12 protein-coding genes are annotated in these 15,649 nt (G+C 41.9%); 5 read left to right on the top strand and 7 right to left on the bottom strand.

What is annotated here, in order from left to right; all coding sequences use genetic code 11:
- Positions 1 to 55 precede the first annotated feature (55 nt).
- The 6 genes from lptG to dnm_RS01120 form a co-directional block, all read right to left on the bottom strand.
- Positions 56 to 1,135 carry an LPS export ABC transporter permease LptG gene (gene lptG, locus dnm_RS01095; RefSeq protein ID WP_207680881.1) on the bottom strand — a complete coding sequence of 360 codons (1,080 nt, stop codon included), beginning with the start codon at positions 1,133 to 1,135 and terminating at the stop codon, positions 56 to 58.
- Positions 1,136 to 1,286: 151 nt separating this feature from the next.
- A complete protein-coding gene (locus dnm_RS01100; protein ID WP_337833596.1) occupies positions 1,287 to 3,011 on the bottom strand; it encodes an ABC transporter ATP-binding protein in 1,725 nt (574 codons plus the stop codon).
- Between the two features lie 66 nt (positions 3,012 to 3,077).
- The gene (locus dnm_RS01105; protein ID WP_207680882.1) at positions 3,078 to 3,767 is read right to left on the bottom strand and encodes a lysophospholipid acyltransferase family protein; all 690 of its coding nucleotides are present in this window, start codon (positions 3,765 to 3,767) and stop codon (positions 3,078 to 3,080) included.
- A 42-nt stretch (positions 3,768 to 3,809) separates the two neighbouring features.
- Positions 3,810 to 4,670 carry an ORF6N domain-containing protein gene (locus dnm_RS01110; RefSeq protein WP_207680883.1) on the bottom strand — a complete coding sequence of 287 codons (861 nt, stop codon included), beginning with the start codon at positions 4,668 to 4,670 and terminating at the stop codon, positions 3,810 to 3,812.
- Positions 4,671 to 5,046: 376 nt separating this feature from the next.
- Positions 5,047 to 5,742 carry an ORF6N domain-containing protein gene (locus dnm_RS01115; protein ID WP_207680884.1) on the bottom strand — a complete coding sequence of 232 codons (696 nt, stop codon included), beginning with the start codon at positions 5,740 to 5,742 and terminating at the stop codon, positions 5,047 to 5,049.
- A gap of 704 nt (positions 5,743 to 6,446) precedes the next feature.
- The gene (locus tag dnm_RS01120; RefSeq protein WP_207680885.1) at positions 6,447 to 6,602 is read right to left on the bottom strand and encodes a hypothetical protein; all 156 of its coding nucleotides are present in this window, start codon (positions 6,600 to 6,602) and stop codon (positions 6,447 to 6,449) included.
- A 368-nt stretch (positions 6,603 to 6,970) separates the two neighbouring features.
- Here dnm_RS01120 and dnm_RS01125 point away from each other — a divergent pair, with 368 nt between their 5' ends.
- The 4 genes from dnm_RS01125 (at position 6,971) to epmA (ending at position 11,296) form a co-directional block, all read left to right on the top strand.
- On the top strand, positions 6,971 to 8,161 hold the full coding sequence (locus tag dnm_RS01125) for a phosphoglycerate kinase (RefSeq protein ID WP_207680886.1): 1,191 nt from the start codon (positions 6,971 to 6,973) through the stop codon (positions 8,159 to 8,161).
- 481 nt (positions 8,162 to 8,642) lie between these two features.
- Entirely contained in the window at positions 8,643 to 9,707 is a 1,065-nt protein-coding gene (locus dnm_RS01130; RefSeq protein WP_207680887.1) for a hypothetical protein, read from the top strand.
- Between the two features lie 282 nt (positions 9,708 to 9,989).
- Positions 9,990 to 10,379, top strand: coding sequence for a hypothetical protein (locus dnm_RS01135; protein ID WP_207680888.1), 390 nt, complete (start codon positions 9,990 to 9,992; stop codon positions 10,377 to 10,379).
- Entirely contained in the window at positions 10,376 to 11,296 is a 921-nt protein-coding gene (epmA, locus tag dnm_RS01140; protein ID WP_207680889.1) for an EF-P lysine aminoacylase EpmA, read from the top strand. The genes dnm_RS01135 and epmA overlap by 4 nt, the downstream gene beginning before the upstream one ends.
- A 181-nt stretch (positions 11,297 to 11,477) precedes the next feature.
- Here the strand turns inward: epmA and lsrF are convergent, their stop codons facing one another.
- The gene (gene lsrF / locus dnm_RS01145; protein ID WP_207680890.1) at positions 11,478 to 12,266 is read right to left on the bottom strand and encodes a 3-hydroxy-5-phosphonooxypentane-2,4-dione thiolase; all 789 of its coding nucleotides are present in this window, start codon (positions 12,264 to 12,266) and stop codon (positions 11,478 to 11,480) included.
- A gap of 621 nt (positions 12,267 to 12,887) precedes the next feature.
- On the opposite strand from lsrF, the gene dnm_RS01150 reads away from it, so the two are divergent.
- On the top strand, positions 12,888 to 15,434 hold the full coding sequence (locus tag dnm_RS01150; RefSeq protein ID WP_207680891.1) for a serine/threonine-protein kinase: 2,547 nt from the start codon (positions 12,888 to 12,890) through the stop codon (positions 15,432 to 15,434).
- The last annotated feature ends 215 nt before the right edge of the window (positions 15,435 to 15,649 follow it).

The raw sequence follows: 15,649 nt of genomic DNA on the forward strand, positions 1-15,649 counted from the left end.
GACATACCTAGCATGACGCCACTTTGTTGCTATTGGATAACAACTTAACAACCTTTCACTGCTCATTATTCAGCAAGTTAAAAACGCCAAAGCATAAAAAGACAAAGTCCGCGGTCCATGCGGCAATTCCGGGAGGAAGCATTTCTCCGTATCCGAGAGAGAGACAAAAACTGTAAAACACCCAGTAAAGAAACGCAGTCCCGATGCCGTATGCAATACCGACTGGCAGGCCGTCCTTTGTCTTTCCGCTGATCGCAATGCCTGTTCCTATGATACATAAAATAATACAGACAAAAGGAAATGCGATTTTAGCGTAAAGATCAGTCCTGTAGATTGTAGCGTCATATCCCTCGGCTTCAACTTTTTTTACATAATCGAGGAGTTCTTTAAAGTTCATCTCTTCTGATTTTTTTACGACGGTTTCCAAATTCTCCGGTAACAAACTGAGCTGCTCGGCCCGTTCCTCATGAAATGTTATCTTATATTCTCCGGTTTCCTTATCGAGAATTTGCTCCATAAATTCATATAAAAACCACTTATCCCGACTGAACACCCCTTTTTTGGCGTCAATCCTTCTCTTCAATCTGAAATCCTTATCAAAATAATTAAGCGTGAGGCCAAAAACAGCTCGTTCCTTTTTATTATAATATCTTATATGTATGATAATGTGGTTATCCTTGAGCCAAATATTCTTCTCTCTTGATATGACAGCGGCCTTATGTCTCACATCTTTTAACCATATTTTATTTGCCTTTCCGACGGTTATCGGAACAATGACTTCGGAAAAAAGAAAAAGAACAAGACTGAAAAACAATCCCATGCCGAGAACCGGCTTTAAAAGCTGCCAAATGCTTACACCGCTGCTTTTTAACGCATTGATTTCATTATGTCTGTTCATCAGGCCAAAAACAATAAGAACAGCCAGCAGCACACACAGCGGAAGTATCTGCGCAACGATAAAAGGAATCTTGAATATAAAAAAAACAATCGCCTTTGAAAAAGGAACCCCTGCCTCTATAAAATTATCTATTTTTTCAAAAAAATCAACAGCAACATAAATACCGACAACCATCGCCAGCACAATACCGACATATTTGAAAATCTCCCGGATCAGATATTTTGAAATTATTAGCATGAATTTTTAGTTCTCAGGCGATTTCCAAGAATAAACCCGTTTGCAATTCCGCGTTCAGGCGGTATGAAACCGCCACCGCCTGAACGCGGAACTGCAAACTGAAAACCAGCCAGTATGTTCTTTTTCGGAAATCGCCCCAGTTTCCGGCTATTCACTGCATTCTGTATAATTTTGAATACTCTCCTTTTAAAGCAAGAAGCGCTTCGTGGTTTCCCTGCTCCACGATCTGACCATCTACGATCACGATGATTCTGCGGGCATAGCTGATGGTTGAAAGTCTGTGGGCAATAACAAAGGTGGTGCGCCCTTTCATCAGATTTTCAAGCGCCTTCTGAACGAGCATTTCAGATTCCGTGTCCAATGCAGATGTGGCCTCATCAAGAATCAGTATGGGAGCATCTTTTAATAACGCACGTGCGATACAGATTCGCTGTTTTTCTCCGCCTGAAAGACGTCCGCCTAATTCTCCGATCATTGTGTCAAACTTGTCTGGAAAACTTTGGATAAAATCATAAGCATAAGCAGCTTTTGCAGCCTTCTCAATTTCTTTGTCCGTTGCGTTCTGCTTACCATAAGCAATATTGTTCCGAACCGTGTCATTAAAAAGTATGGTGTCCTGTGTGACAATGGCGATCTGCTCCCGAAGAGAAGACACGGAAGCGTTCCGTATATCTGTTCCGTCAATCAGAATCTCACCTTCGCTGACATCGTAAAATCTCGGTATCAGATTCACCAGCGATGTTTTCCCGCCGCCGCTCATTCCCACCAGTGCCAAAATTTCTCCGGGTTCAACATGAAGATGAATATTCCTTAACGCTGTTGTTTCTCCATATCTTAAAGAGACATCCTTGAATGTCACGCTATGGGGTCCGAGTTCAAACCGGACAGGGTTCTGCGGCTCTTTGATATCAGATTCCCGCTCGATAATATCAAAAACCCTCTCAGCAGCGGCAAGCCCCTGCTGAATTGCATTATTGAGTTTGCTGAGTTTCTTCACCGGATCATACAGCATAATCACAGCAGTTGTAAAAGAGAAAAACGTTCCGGCCGTGGAAGTGCCGTCAATGACTCTGGAACCGCCGTACCATATGACAAAAGCAATGCCAAGCCCGCCTAGAAATTCCATGACAGGCGAGGACAGGGATTTTGCAATGACAGCTTTCATCTCCAATTTGAAAAGATGCTCTGTTTTTTCAAAAAAACGGTTTTTCTCATAGCCCTCCATTCCGAATGCCTTGACAATTTTATTCCCCACAAAGGTCTCATGCAGAAAAGAACTCATATCAGCCATAGATTCCTGACATCCTGTACTCACTCGCCGGACCCGTCTTCCGAATTCAACAATGGGAAAAAAGGCTATGGGCAGGACAACCAATGCGAATAATGCCATTTTCCAGTCTCTGTAAAAAATCACAAAGGTTAAGCCCACGATGGTGAAAACATCTCTCAGGGATCCGGTGACCGCCGTGGAAACCATGGTTTTGATGATATTGACATCATTGGTTATCCGTGACATCAGCCCCCCTGTTTTTTCGTCCTGAAAAAAAGAAAGCGGAAGGTCCTGGATGCGGTCATAAAGTGCGTTTCTCAGCTGCCTGATGATGCTTTCGCCCACATAATTCATAAGATATTCCTGGCCGTAATACCCGAAACCTCGTAAGAAGTATATCAGGATAACAGCGAGCGGAATGAGTCTCAGCATCGCCATATCTTTTTTGAAAAAAATATCATCCAGCATGGGTTTTACCAGAAAGGCAGTTGCCGACGTGCAAGCCGCAATCACCAGCATACATCCCATTGCGAGGAAAAGCCTCAGCCAATTGTTTTGTATAAGCGATATCAGTCGCTTGTGACGTTCCCTTATCTCAATTATCACTTCTCATTTCCCAATTATCAATTATCAATCATCAATTATCAATTATCAATTATCAATTATCAATCATCAATTATCAATTCCAATCTTATGACCGAATTTGCGATCAGCGTCAAACGTAATTTTGCAAAGTTCTTGTTCAAGGCGAATCCGGCACATTTCTTCTTTGTTTTTATCCGCGTCCTTTGGAACATATATCGGATCACCATAAACAAAGCGGCATTTTGTAAAAGGATAGGGAAGGATAAACCGGTCCCAGCTTGCAAAAATTTTCATTTTTTCTGCGCTATAAGCAATGGGGAGGATCGGAACGCCTGTTTTTTTTGCCAGCATAATCACCCCGGGCTGGGCTTTGAATCTTGGTCCCCGGGGGCCGTCCGGCACAACCACACCAGGTCTTTGTTTTTCTTTCAGCCGTCGGATCAGTGTGGTGAGTGCCCGGAGTCCTCCTCTTGAACTCGATCCCCGGATTGTCTCATGTCCCTGTTTTTGGAGTATCCTTGCAATAATCTCGCCGTCTTCTGACTGGCTTACAAGAATGACCGTATTCCACCCTTTGTGAATGTAGCTCAGAAGCAAAATCCTCGAATGCCAGAATGCGAATATGAACTTTCCGGAGTCGAGAACAGGTTTCACTTTTTCAACGCCAACAATTTCTATTTTTGTTGTGCTGAAAAGAAGGTCAATAAAAAGCTTGCCGAGAATGCCGACAAGGTTCCATTTGATTTCATAGAGCATATTTTTTTTCTGTGTTTTCATGACAATAAATTCATCAGTCTTTAGGATTTGAGATAAAAATATCTAATCTTCCGGGATAAGTGATGGCGGAACAAGTTGCAGTTTATATCGTTTCAAATTCCGAAAAGGTTTCCCTGTTGTTATGATATAATCTCCGAACTGACGGCTGCATATCGCTGTCAGTTTTCTGCCAAGTCTGATTCTCCGAGTTCGCTCCGTGCCTCCGCCAAGTTCCAAGGGAATTTCATATTTTTTTATCATCGGGTATAAATGGGACACACCGACATTATCATCACCGTATTCATTCCACCAAGTAATGATGAAATCATTCAGAATCTCATCTTCTTCATTGGTTGCAGAGCGGGATTTCATGGGTCTGGCTTTTGAAGGTGCTGCCCCTTTTGCAATCAGGCTGTCGTGAACTGCCAGCAGCTTTTGGCGAAGATCGTTTCTTTCCTCCCGGACATATTCCAGTTCATTGCAGACAATATCAAGAAGACGCATTGCATCTTTTAAAAGGGATTGCGAATTTTGCTCATCAGCCGGAGTTGTGTGCAATGTTTCTTTTGCAACAAAATAGCTTTTTACAAGATCACGCTGAACTTGCCAAGCCCGGTCATCACCAAATGGTTTCACAATCATCAGATAACCGGATTCGGTAAGAAAAACTATAGAATTTCGCTGGTTGCTTGAGCCGTATGTCTCACATACGGCTGGAATTTCGGACCACTCACCATAAGGAACTTCAAAAAAATCCTCTTCTTCAATCAGTTTGTCCTTATTGCGGTTGAATGATTGTCTTGCCGTACTTATCGGCCGCTCATGCAATTCATCTACCATCCTGAAAGTAATAACAGGCTGTCCTTTATACTCAATCCGTTCCACATCTTTGCCCATGATATTAACAATTCTTTTATTATCCATTCGTTATCTCCTTTGATGAATATCAAACTCGTGTTCAACAATGGCCGTTATATAAACCATAACCTTATTATACAATCATTAACCCATTGGATATTAAAGTTAATATCAATGTCTATTTCATAGCAAAGTTGAACTTGTCACGCCTGATCATCATCAACTTGCCTGATTCTGCTCATGAAAAACCCGGGTTTTTCGCCCCCCGGTCATAAAAATACTTTCAGATAAAAAACCCGGGTTTTCTAAATCTATTTTCACGGTAACAACCCACAGAATTTACGGGATTCTTTAGCCGTATGTTTAAAATACACCGCGGAATTTCGGATATCTCAGTAAAGGAAATTTAAAAAAGATATCCGGCGCAAAAATTTCGCTGTGATCATTTTTGCACTCTGGGAAAAACTTTCGATCTGTCAGAAATGGCCAACAAAATTCTGTTCAAAGCTCTGCCAATCGGTTCACGCTTCCTGACCCGAATTACTGTGTAACCAAGAGACATTAAAATTTTATCACGCTGTTTGTCAGAATTTTTAGTCTTCAGATAGCGATGATACTCTTCATCATATTCAACAATAATATCATATTCAGATAAAAGAAAGTCCGCACGATATTTATTGATCCGTACCTGAGTTTTTACTGTTGCAAGCCCTTTTAGTGTTTCGGTAAGAGTTTTGCCGAATTCGATTTCAGCTGCATTACTTAACAGAAAGTTAAGAGAATTATCTTCAAAATATTTATTGCATATTTCTGAAATTTTTTCAGTACTTGATCTGTAAGAAGTTACAACCAAAAGATATCCCGCTTGAGTTAGGAAAATCATATGGTTACGTTGACAAACAATACTGCCGTAAGCTTCATATATGGTAGGTATCTGAGACCATTCTTTATAAGCAACCTCAAAAAAATTCTCCTTTTTAACAAATTTATTCTTATGATAATTAAATGCCCGTCTGGCTGTACCCTCAGGCCGTTCATGCAATTCATCCATCATCCTGAAAGTGATAACAGGCTGACCTTTATACTCAATCCGTTCTATGTCCCTGCCCATGATATTAACAATTCTTTTATTATCCATGTGTTATCTCCTTTGATGAATATCAAACCCGTGTTCAACAATGGCCATTATATAAACCATAACCTTATTATACAATCATTAACCCATTGGATATTAAAGTTAATATCAATGTTTATTTCATAGTCCTGTTGAAAAATAAGAACAGTTATTGAACTTATCACACCTGATCATCACCAAATGGTCTGACAATCATCAAGATGATGTTCTTCATCATATTCAACAACGATATTTGTTTATTGAAAAATACCTAAAAAATCATAGAATTCCGGGTAATATCCAAGTTTCGGGCATGAAGCCTGTAACATCCTGAATTTATAAAATTTAAACAGCTTTACCTCCCGAATTAAGACACTACCTAATATCATAAGTCACCTCAAAACACAATCGCATTGCGAAACAAAAATGGTAACAATTTTCTGTGTTCAGAATAAAAAATTCTCAGATAACTTTTAATACCAAATAGTTAAGCGATTTTATCCGAAACAGTCACATTTAATAATATCAATAGGTTATCAATTTTCGGGCATCCTTTCATTTGTCACTTCGCACTTTTCAGCTTTTATGAAGGATGCTTCAGAATGTCCGTTTTTTTCGTTTAACACGGCACAGGAAAAAATCGTGCCAGGAAAAATTTGAATTGGATCATAATAATACAATGAGTCTTATTTTTTAAATGCCGGTTATCTGATCTGTATTCTCTAATTTCACAGCCAAAAGCCAAAATCAGTAATTCTTTTTAAACGTTTTGAAATTATATTTTTATAAAAATAATGTCTCACAAACAGAATATCATCTGCGTACTCTGTTATTATTTCCAATTCCTTTTCTAACTTTACATCTTTGTCAACTTGTTGTAACATCCCTTTTGCTTCCTGTTTTTTTATGGCTCATAACCCTGCAACGACACTCAGAAACTAAGTACTTGAAAATTTCGATAACGCATTAAAACTGTTAGGGAGTTCCAAATAAATAACATACCCGATTCAAAAAAACGTAGGGTGGGTGGAGCGAAGCGTAACCCACCCTACGTTCCTAAGTTTCATTTGTACGCGTCAGTTGCAGGATCAGGATTCTTTGAATTTGTCCATAGTATAAAAATTGCTTTATTCGGCTGACTATTTCGATAACAACCTGGAATCCATGATAAGCCAGGAAATAAAAACCAATAGTTCTCATCCTCAACAGGGCAGAGACTGGAAATTTTTTAACATTATTAAAGGAGAGAAGTATGAAAAGAATTCAGGACGTGGCGATTTCAGGAAAGCGGGTTTTTTTCAGAGTTGATTTTAATGTTCCTTTTGATGAGTACCAGAATATCGCGGATGATACCCGGATACGGGCTGTCTTGCCCACCTTGAAATATGCGCTGGACCATAACGCAAAACTGATTATCGCTTCCCATATGGGAAGACCCAAGGGAGCAGTTGTTCCGGAATTCCGTCTTTCTCCTGTAGCCAAACGACTGGGCAGACTTCTTGAAAAAGAAGTGAAAATGGCAACAGACTGTGTCGGGCCCCAGGTAAAAGAACTTATATCAGGGATGAAACCCGGAGATATTGTTCTGCTTGAGAATCTGCGCTTCCATCCTGAAGAGCAGAAAAATAACGATGTCTTTGCAAAAGAACTTGCGGCTCTCTGTGATATATATGTAAACGATGCTTTTGCCGTATCCCACCGTGTGAACGCGTCTGTGGGGGCAATTACAAAATACGTTCCTTTGTCAGTGGGAGGCTTTTTACTGCAAAAGGAACTGGACTATTTTGAAAAAGCAATGGCAGACCCTCAGCGTCCCTTAGTTGCCATTGTCGGCGGCGCAAAGGTTTCCAGCAAGCTGGGTGCGCTGGAAAATATGCTCAAGCACGTTGACAAGTTCATTATTGGCGGTGCCATGGCAAATACATTTTTGAAAAGTATGGGATACACACTCGGGAAATCAAAGATCGAAGACGATCTTGTGGAAGTGGCTGCCTCTGTGATGAAAAAAGCGGCTGACAGAGGGATAAAGCTGTATCTTCCCATAGATGCGGTCGCTGCAAGTCGTTTTGATCCGAAAGCTGAGGTAAAAAAAGTCCCCATACAGGAAATTCCTCCGGATTGGATGGTCATGGATATCGGTCCTGCCACGTCCCTGCTTTATGCAGAGGCCCTGTATGACGCTAAAACCATCATCTGGAACGGGCCCCTGGGCGTATTTGAAATGGATGCCTTCAGCGGGGGAACCATTGCCATGGTGCGCAATGTGGCGGATTCTTATGCGCTTACCATTGTCGGCGGCGGTGATACGGATGTTGCCGTACACAAGGCAGGTGAAAGCGACAGAATCACATATATATCAACAGGCGGAGGGGCTTTTCTCGCGCTGTTGGAAGGTAAGTCACTGCCAGGGGTTGCCGCGTTGGACGAGACTGACAGAAAATAGCTGTTTTATCAGCACATACAGAAATAATCTGTGCAAAAAGCATCCGATCTGCATATTAAATACTGTTTTCACCCTATTGATTTATCCTTTTATTTCATGTAATCAGAATTTGCACAGAAAATAAGTGTGAATTCATGCTTTAAATGAGAAGTCAGGGGGTTTTTCCGGATAATGCCTGTTCAGTGAAAACAGCACTGGTTCAGTTCAATGGGATTTTTTAGAAAAATCAGCCCATATTCCGTTTGAAAACCGACGGTTATCAGCCTTTTTTGTGTGTTTTGATAACCACCTGATTTTAATATGATTCCCATTCAACTGAACCAGTGCCGTGAAAACGCCCTGGCCTCTTATAACGGTTTAAGTAAACGGACAACAATTTTCGGTAGTTGAAAATTTCTGTAGTCAGATCCGGCCCATGCCAGAAAACAGATAGCCGAGTACTTAACTTTCACAAATAAATCAGAAAAGGTGGAATAGGAAATTGACATCATACTGGAATATAAGAGAAGTACTCAGTCAGAAAGACCGATTAAAACGTTCTTATTATGAGCTTCTGAGGGATGAACTGGATGAATTTATGATTCAGTACGGACTGATAGATTCTTATAATAACTTTTGCAACAAGGAAATCTCTTACCCCTTTGTGGAAAAGCGTGAGTTAAAACCCCGTGCGCTCCTTCCTGATGTGGAATATGAATGCCAGAATGCTTTTTTGGTGATTTTCATTGAGGATACCATTCCTGACACGCATAAAAAATATATACGGTTTTTTGATGTGAACAAAACCACCAAAACAAATCTTCTTCGTTCCAAAACACTTCCGCTTTCAGATGAATTTGAGAGATACCAGAAATATCTGGAATCAGCCCATTTTTTTAATTTTTTAAAGACTCTGCTTCCGGTTGATTATGCTCTTCTCATTCAAAGAGATCCTGCCACCCAGACAAGAGACCGCTACTGTCTTTCCCATTTCCATGTGCGAATAGACTGGCCCATTGCAGATGCGGCCGAAGACCTGGCCAGAAATCTTCGTTACATATCAAAAGATCTTTATGAAAAAGGGGACAAATATGCAGAAGATGTTCAGAAAAAATTTTTTGAATATTACGGACTCCCTTTTATGATCGGGGGAAGGCGGACAGCCGCCACAGTGGCGGCGCAGTATCTGAAACGTATTCCGTGCATCACAACGGTATACGCGGGAAGCAGTGAATCCAGAGCGTTGATACGGCTCTCTGAAAGAGGGGTTTCAAAACTGGTGCTTATGAAATTCACTCCCGAGGAAGTTTTTCAGATATCAGAAGCAAACCATATCGGCGTGCGTGCTTTCAAAAAAAACTATGTGGCAGCCCATGAGGAGAATGATTATATCTGTATTTTTCAGGTAACGTATTTCTATACAGACCAGGCCAGGCCGCCTGATGACAGCAAGCTGCGGGAAATTAAGCCGGACCTTTACTGGCTGACTGTTGACGGGCAATATATTGTTCCCCTGCCAGGTGTGTGGGAATATCCTCCGCTTCCGTTAAATGTAATTTATTCCTGAGATATTATTTTCGTGTCATTTGTTAATCCCGTCTGTGAAAATCCTGCCTTTATTCTGTGATCAAATTTGACCCTTTTTTACATACAGTTTGACAAACTGAACCTGCTATTTTATAAAATAATTTTTTTGCCTTTGTTCCTTATTCCTCATTCCCACGCAACCCCTTGGAATGAGATCAACGAGATCAGGTGTAGGTAGAATACCAAACAGGGAAATTCAGGATAAAATTATCAGATTTTACAGCTTATCTCATTAATATACTTAATATTTCAGGAGGAAATTATGCAACAAAAGCACAGTTCAATAAGCGTCAGCATTTTTTTCATCTTTTGTCTGACATTCTTTGTCATCGGGTGTTCTGCCCCGGCGACCTTTCTTTTGCCTGAAAGCAGTATGAAAATGGAAAGAGGTCAGGCCATTATTGAAGAAGGAGAGGACATTACAGAACAGGCTGAGGACATGATAGAAGACGGAGAAGACATGATCAGCGAGGGGGAGAGGCTGAAGCGAAAAGGAGATGATCTTATTGAAGAGGGCAGAGATCTTCGGAAAGAGGGAAAAGAAAGAGTTGCCGAGGGAAAAAAGATCATAAAATCGGTTGAAACGCTTGAAGAGGAAGAGAAACTTCGCAGACAGCAACCAAAAGTTCAGGGCGGTACAACAGCACCGTGAAAGATTACAGACAGACTTCCGTAAAAAAAAACCTGTGGTTAAGAGCCAGGATTTTTCAGGCGATCCGCAGGTTTTTCATTGATAAAGATTACCTTGAAGTGGAAACCCCCTGCCGGATTCCTGCCCCCGCGCCCGAGGCTCATATTGACGCGGTTCCTTCTGACCGGTGGTTTTTGCAGACCTCTCCGGAATTGTGTATGAAAAGACTTCTTGCAGCGGGATATCCCCGTATTTTTCAGATTTGCAAATGCTTTCGGCAACAGGAAAGAGGACGCAGACATCTTCCTGAATTTACAATGCTTGAATGGTACCACGAGGGCATAAATTATTTTGATATGATGACTCAGTGTGAAGACCTGATATGGTTTGTTGCCCAGAATTCCGGGTTCGGGGACGCGATTGTTTATCAGGGGAAAAGAATTGATCTGAAAACGCCATGGAACAGAATGTCAGTGTGTGAGGCATTTGATAATTTTGCTTCCATATCAATGGAAACAGCAATATCGCGAGACCGGTTTGACGAAGTGATCGCCTGTGAAATTGAGCCTCATCTCGGACAAAACAAACCGCTTTTTCTTTATGATTACCCGATGTCATCCGGCGCGCTTGCGAGGATGAAGCCTGATAACCCTTTGTTCGCAGAACGTTTTGAGCTTTACATATGCGGTCTTGAGCTGTGCAACGCATTTACCGAACTGACCGATCCCACCGAGCAAAGAATGCGGTTTGAAAAGGAACAAACGTACCGTCATCTGTCGGGAAAACAAGTCACTCCGATGCCTGAAAAGTTCCTGAACGCCCTGAAATTTATGCCAGAAGCATCGGGAAATGCCCTGGGCATTGACAGACTTGTGATGCTCCTCGCAGATTCAGGCCAAATTGATGATGTGACGGCTTTTACACCAGAAGAGTTATGATTTTCAAAAACAGAACAACAAGAATTTCTGATAAAAAAAAGGACACTTTCCGGTTGAAAATCCCTTTTTTATAACACCTAACACCCTAACACCTAACACCTAACACCCTAACACCTAACACCCTAACACCTTAATATTTTCAGAGACGTTACACAACGTCTCTGAAAAAAAATATCCGATCTTATTTTTTCTTTTCATCCTCAAAAATGCCTCGGGCATCCTTAACCGAAGCATTTTCATGGATAATGGCCCGCAGGGCCTTCATCATGGCAACCGGATAATCATGCTGCCAGACATTTCTCCCGAGGTTCAGACCGATAGCGCCTTTCTGCATCCCGTCATGAACAAATTCAAAAACTTCAAGCGCTGTTTCGCACTTGGGTCCCCCTGCCATCACAATGGGTACAGGACAGCCATGGGTCACTTTGTCGAAATTTTCGCACCAGTATGTTTTTACCACTTTGGCACCGAATTCCGCGGCAACGCGGCAGCACAGGCTTAGGTATCTGGCGTCCCTTTTTTCAAGCTCTTTGCCCACAGCCGTGACAGCCATGACAGGAATGCCGTTATTTTCGCACTCATCCACGAGTTTCCCCAGGTTGACAAGGGAGTCATACTCATATTCGCTTCCCACAAAAATTGACATTCCCACTGCAGCAGCATTGAGCCGGATGACTTCCTGAACAGATGTGGTAATGGCTTCATGGGAAAGGTCCTTTCCGATGATGCTGGTTCCTCCTGACACTCTCAGAATAATGGGGGGGCTGTTTTGCGGATCCACACACGCCCGAAGTATCCCCCGGGTGACAAAAAGTCCGTCAGCATAAGGAATCAGAGGGGCTATGGTTTCCCCGGGTTTTTCAAGCTTTCTCGTCGGCCCCTGAAAGTATCCATGATCAACAGGCAGAAACATACAGTGGCCATCTGCCTGGATGAGCCGTGACAAACGATTTTTCATTCCCCAATCCATAATAAAATTCTCCTTATTTCAGTTTGGTCTTATTTGTATCAAAACTGAATAAAATAAGGCCAGATATTTAATTTTACCGTGAAGATACATTTTAAAAACCCGGGTTTTTTATCTGAAGATATTTTCATAACCGGGGGCGAAAAACCCGGGTTTTTTATGAACATTTATAATTAAAAAGTAAGACCTGGCCCTGTATGTTCTGCACAACTGACGCCTTACCAGCGCATTCTGACTTTCAAATAGTTACAAATTTTTTTAATAAAATGTCAAGAGCCGTTTTTCATAAACCGAGATTGAAGCAGAACAGGACGGGTATTGTTTGCTGATTTGCCCTCTGAGTGTGAGTATTTTTCGGAAGCCAGAGGACGGAAGTCGGAAACTATAATTCAACAATCTGAATTCATTATAATAATAAGATATTTTATCTGCTCTGAGACAGCATCCTGTTTTTAATTTGACATACAGATGAGTTTTAGGTAAAGTCCATATAATTACCACAGACTATGTGCTTTTACAGTTTGAAAAAACGGATAAGGATGGTTTTTCAGTCTGAAATTTCCAAAATGTGACGGGACTAATCCGAGTTATTGACGGAACGGATTTAATACGCAGGGACTTGATATGGGTACTCTGAAAAAACATCTGGCAATTTACTGGGGGATATGTATCACTGTCCTCTTTTTGCTGTTCGGATACGCGGAGACAGATTTTTTAGACACATTGGAGCGTAAGTTCTATGATATCAGAATGTCGCTGAGGAGCAATCCGGAAAGCGAAAGCAAGATCATTCTGGTTGATATTGACGATGAATCCATAGAAAAAATCGGCAGATGGCCATGGCCTCGGTCACATATTGCCAAATGTCTTGAAATAATAAATCAGGCATCACCAAAAGTCATAGGACTCAACATTATTTACAGCGAACCCGAGGACACCCGTGCCTTAAAAGAAATCGGACACTTGGCAGACTATCTGACGCAGATCGATCCGGAACAAACAGATAAAAAAATATCCAAGGCGCTTCAGGCTATCAATGACGCGTATTCAAGGCTGGATAACGACAAAAAACTTTCACAGGCCCTTGAACAGGCTGAGAATGTTGTGCTTCCGGTTTTTTTCAAAGAATCAGAGATATCAAAAGAATTAAAAGATGATAATATCAGAGCCATCCTGGAACATCAGTCTGTTCGAAAGATTGAAAATTCCGGTAATCTGACATGCCCCCGGGGGAATGAGATTCTCACGCCCATTCCGGATTTTTTTAAAATTTCAAAGGGAATCGGCCATGTCAATCTTGACTACGACATAGACGGAAAGGTAAGATGGGAGCAGCTGTTATATGAATATCAGGGCTTTTATATTCCTTCTTTCACATTGAGACTGGCTGCGATTTCCCTGGATGTTCCCAGTGATGAGATACATATGTCGCCAGATGCCTCCATTGTCCTTAACTTACTTGAAATCCCTACGGATTCAAGCGCCAGGCTTCTGGTCAGTTTTAAAGGACCTCAGAATTCTTTTAAACGTTATCCGTTTTACGATGTTGAAAACAATAAAATTCCCCCGAATGTATTCAGAGACAAAATTGTTTTAATCACCCCTTCTGCCGCAGGTGTATTGAACCCGATCAGCACACCGGCCGCTCAGGTTATGTCTGTGGGAGAGTTCAGCGCCAATGTCATATGGGCAATGCTGAACAGAAAATTTGTCCTGCGCCCCTCATGGGACAACAGCGCCAGATTTCTGATGATCATCATGCTGGGATTGCTGATTACCTTTATTTTACCCAGATTAAAGGCAGTCATAGCGGCCATGTCTTTTGTTTTGTTCCTCGTATTTCTCATCACGACATCAACTTATCTTTTTGTATCCCGGGACCTTTGGATTCAGATAACCTACCCGCTTTTGCAATGGATTGTGGGTTATATCGGCGTTGTCACCATAAAATATTTTGTCACTGAAACCCGTAAGGAAAAAATCGAAACAGAGTCTGCTGAAACCAATCGGATGCTGGGGCTTTCTTTTCAGAACCAGGGACAGCTGGACCTGGCTTTTGACAAGTTCCGCAAAGTTCCGGTGGACAATGAGATGAAAAGAATTCTTTACAACCTGGGACTGGATTATGAAAGAAAACGACAGCTCAACAAAGCAGCCTCGGTTTATGAATATATAGAAGAATATGACAGCGATTACAAAGATGTCAGCACGAGAAAAAGGAAGCTGGTTCAGGCCAGTGAAACCATGGTATTTGGTGACGGATTTCTGACTGGCGGGACAGGCGGAAATGATTTTCTTACCAGCAGCAGCGACACCCGCCCCACGCTGGGCAGATACGAAGTCATCAAACAACTGGGAAAAGGGGCCATGGGCGTTGTTTATCTGGGTCAGGACCCGCGCATTAACCGAACCACGGCGATTAAGACTTTCCGGTTCAGCGATGACTTTGATCCCAAAGAGGCAGAGGCCATGAAGCAGAAATTCTTTCGGGAGGCAGAAAGCGCCGGAACCCTTTCCCATCCGAATATTGTCACCATTTATGACGCGGGGGACGAGCATGATCTGGCTTATATTGCCATGGAATTTTTGGAAGGGGAGGATCTCCAAAAATACACGAAAAAAAAGACGCTGCTGCCCATGCGAAGGGTACTTGATTATGTGGCTGATATTGCAGAAGCTCTGGATTACGCACATGAGAAAGGTATTATTCACCGCGATATCAAACCTGCGAACATCATGCTCTTGAAAAATGGCATTGTGAAAATTACCGATTTCGGCATCGCCAGGATCACAGCCAGCTCTCAGACGCAGACCGGTGTGGTAAAAGGCACACCTCATTATATGTCCCCGGAACAGATCTCCGGTGAAAAGGTTGACGGACGATCAGATATTTTTTCACTGGGCGCGATGCTGTTCCAATTGCTCACCGGTGATGTTCCTTTCCACGGCGACAGCCCGGCAGCCCTTTTGCACCAGATAATGAACGTGCCTCATCCGGATCCGAGAAAACTGAATCCGAAATTATTAAAACCTCATGTGGAAATAATCAATAAAGCTATGGAAAAAAATCGGGAAAAGCGTTATCAGCGGGCCTCCCAGATGGCCGCTCATCTGAGAACACTGGGGAAAAAAATTGATACGCTTATTATGCAAAAGAAAAAAACAGGGTGACATTCTGATTTAACCGGCCCGCTTTTAAGAATGAATTTGGAGATTGGAAGGTTGGGAATGAAAAATAAATAATATTTATGCCCCTCATGGTCAGCTTCTGTGAATATCCGTGACCAGCAAGTCATAATGATCTTTGCGAGCTTTAAATGCTATTCCCGTGAAAGCAGGAATCCATGATAGCCTTTATATAAAACCATGAGCCTGTGTGACATTGA

The organism is Desulfonema magnum (genome assembly GCF_017377395.1).
Classification (GTDB): domain Bacteria; phylum Desulfobacterota; class Desulfobacteria; order Desulfobacterales; family 4be13; genus Desulfonema_C; species Desulfonema_C magnum.

What these genes read in the sequence shown, in the direction of transcription:
- dnm_RS01125 (WP_207680886.1), top strand. Translation starts at nt 6,971, where the DNA reads ATGAAAAGAATTCAGGACGTGGCGATTTCAGGAAAGCGGGTTTTTTTC.
- dnm_RS01105 (WP_207680882.1), bottom strand. Translation starts at nt 3,767, where the DNA reads ATGAAAACACAGAAAAAAAATATGCTCTATGAAATCAAATGGAACCTT.
- lptG (WP_207680881.1), bottom strand. Translation starts at nt 1,135, where the DNA reads ATGCTAATAATTTCAAAATATCTGATCCGGGAGATTTTCAAATATGTC.
- lsrF (WP_207680890.1), bottom strand. Translation starts at nt 12,266, where the DNA reads ATGGATTGGGGAATGAAAAATCGTTTGTCACGGCTCATCCAGGCAGAT.
- dnm_RS01110 (WP_207680883.1), bottom strand. Translation starts at nt 4,670, where the DNA reads ATGGATAATAAAAGAATTGTTAATATCATGGGCAAAGATGTGGAACGG.
- dnm_RS01120 (WP_207680885.1), bottom strand. Translation starts at nt 6,602, where the DNA reads ATGTTACAACAAGTTGACAAAGATGTAAAGTTAGAAAAGGAATTGGAA.
- dnm_RS01115 (WP_207680884.1), bottom strand. Translation starts at nt 5,742, where the DNA reads ATGGATAATAAAAGAATTGTTAATATCATGGGCAGGGACATAGAACGG.
- dnm_RS01135 (WP_207680888.1), top strand. Translation starts at nt 9,990, where the DNA reads ATGCAACAAAAGCACAGTTCAATAAGCGTCAGCATTTTTTTCATCTTT.
- dnm_RS01150 (WP_207680891.1), top strand. Translation starts at nt 12,888, where the DNA reads ATGGGTACTCTGAAAAAACATCTGGCAATTTACTGGGGGATATGTATC.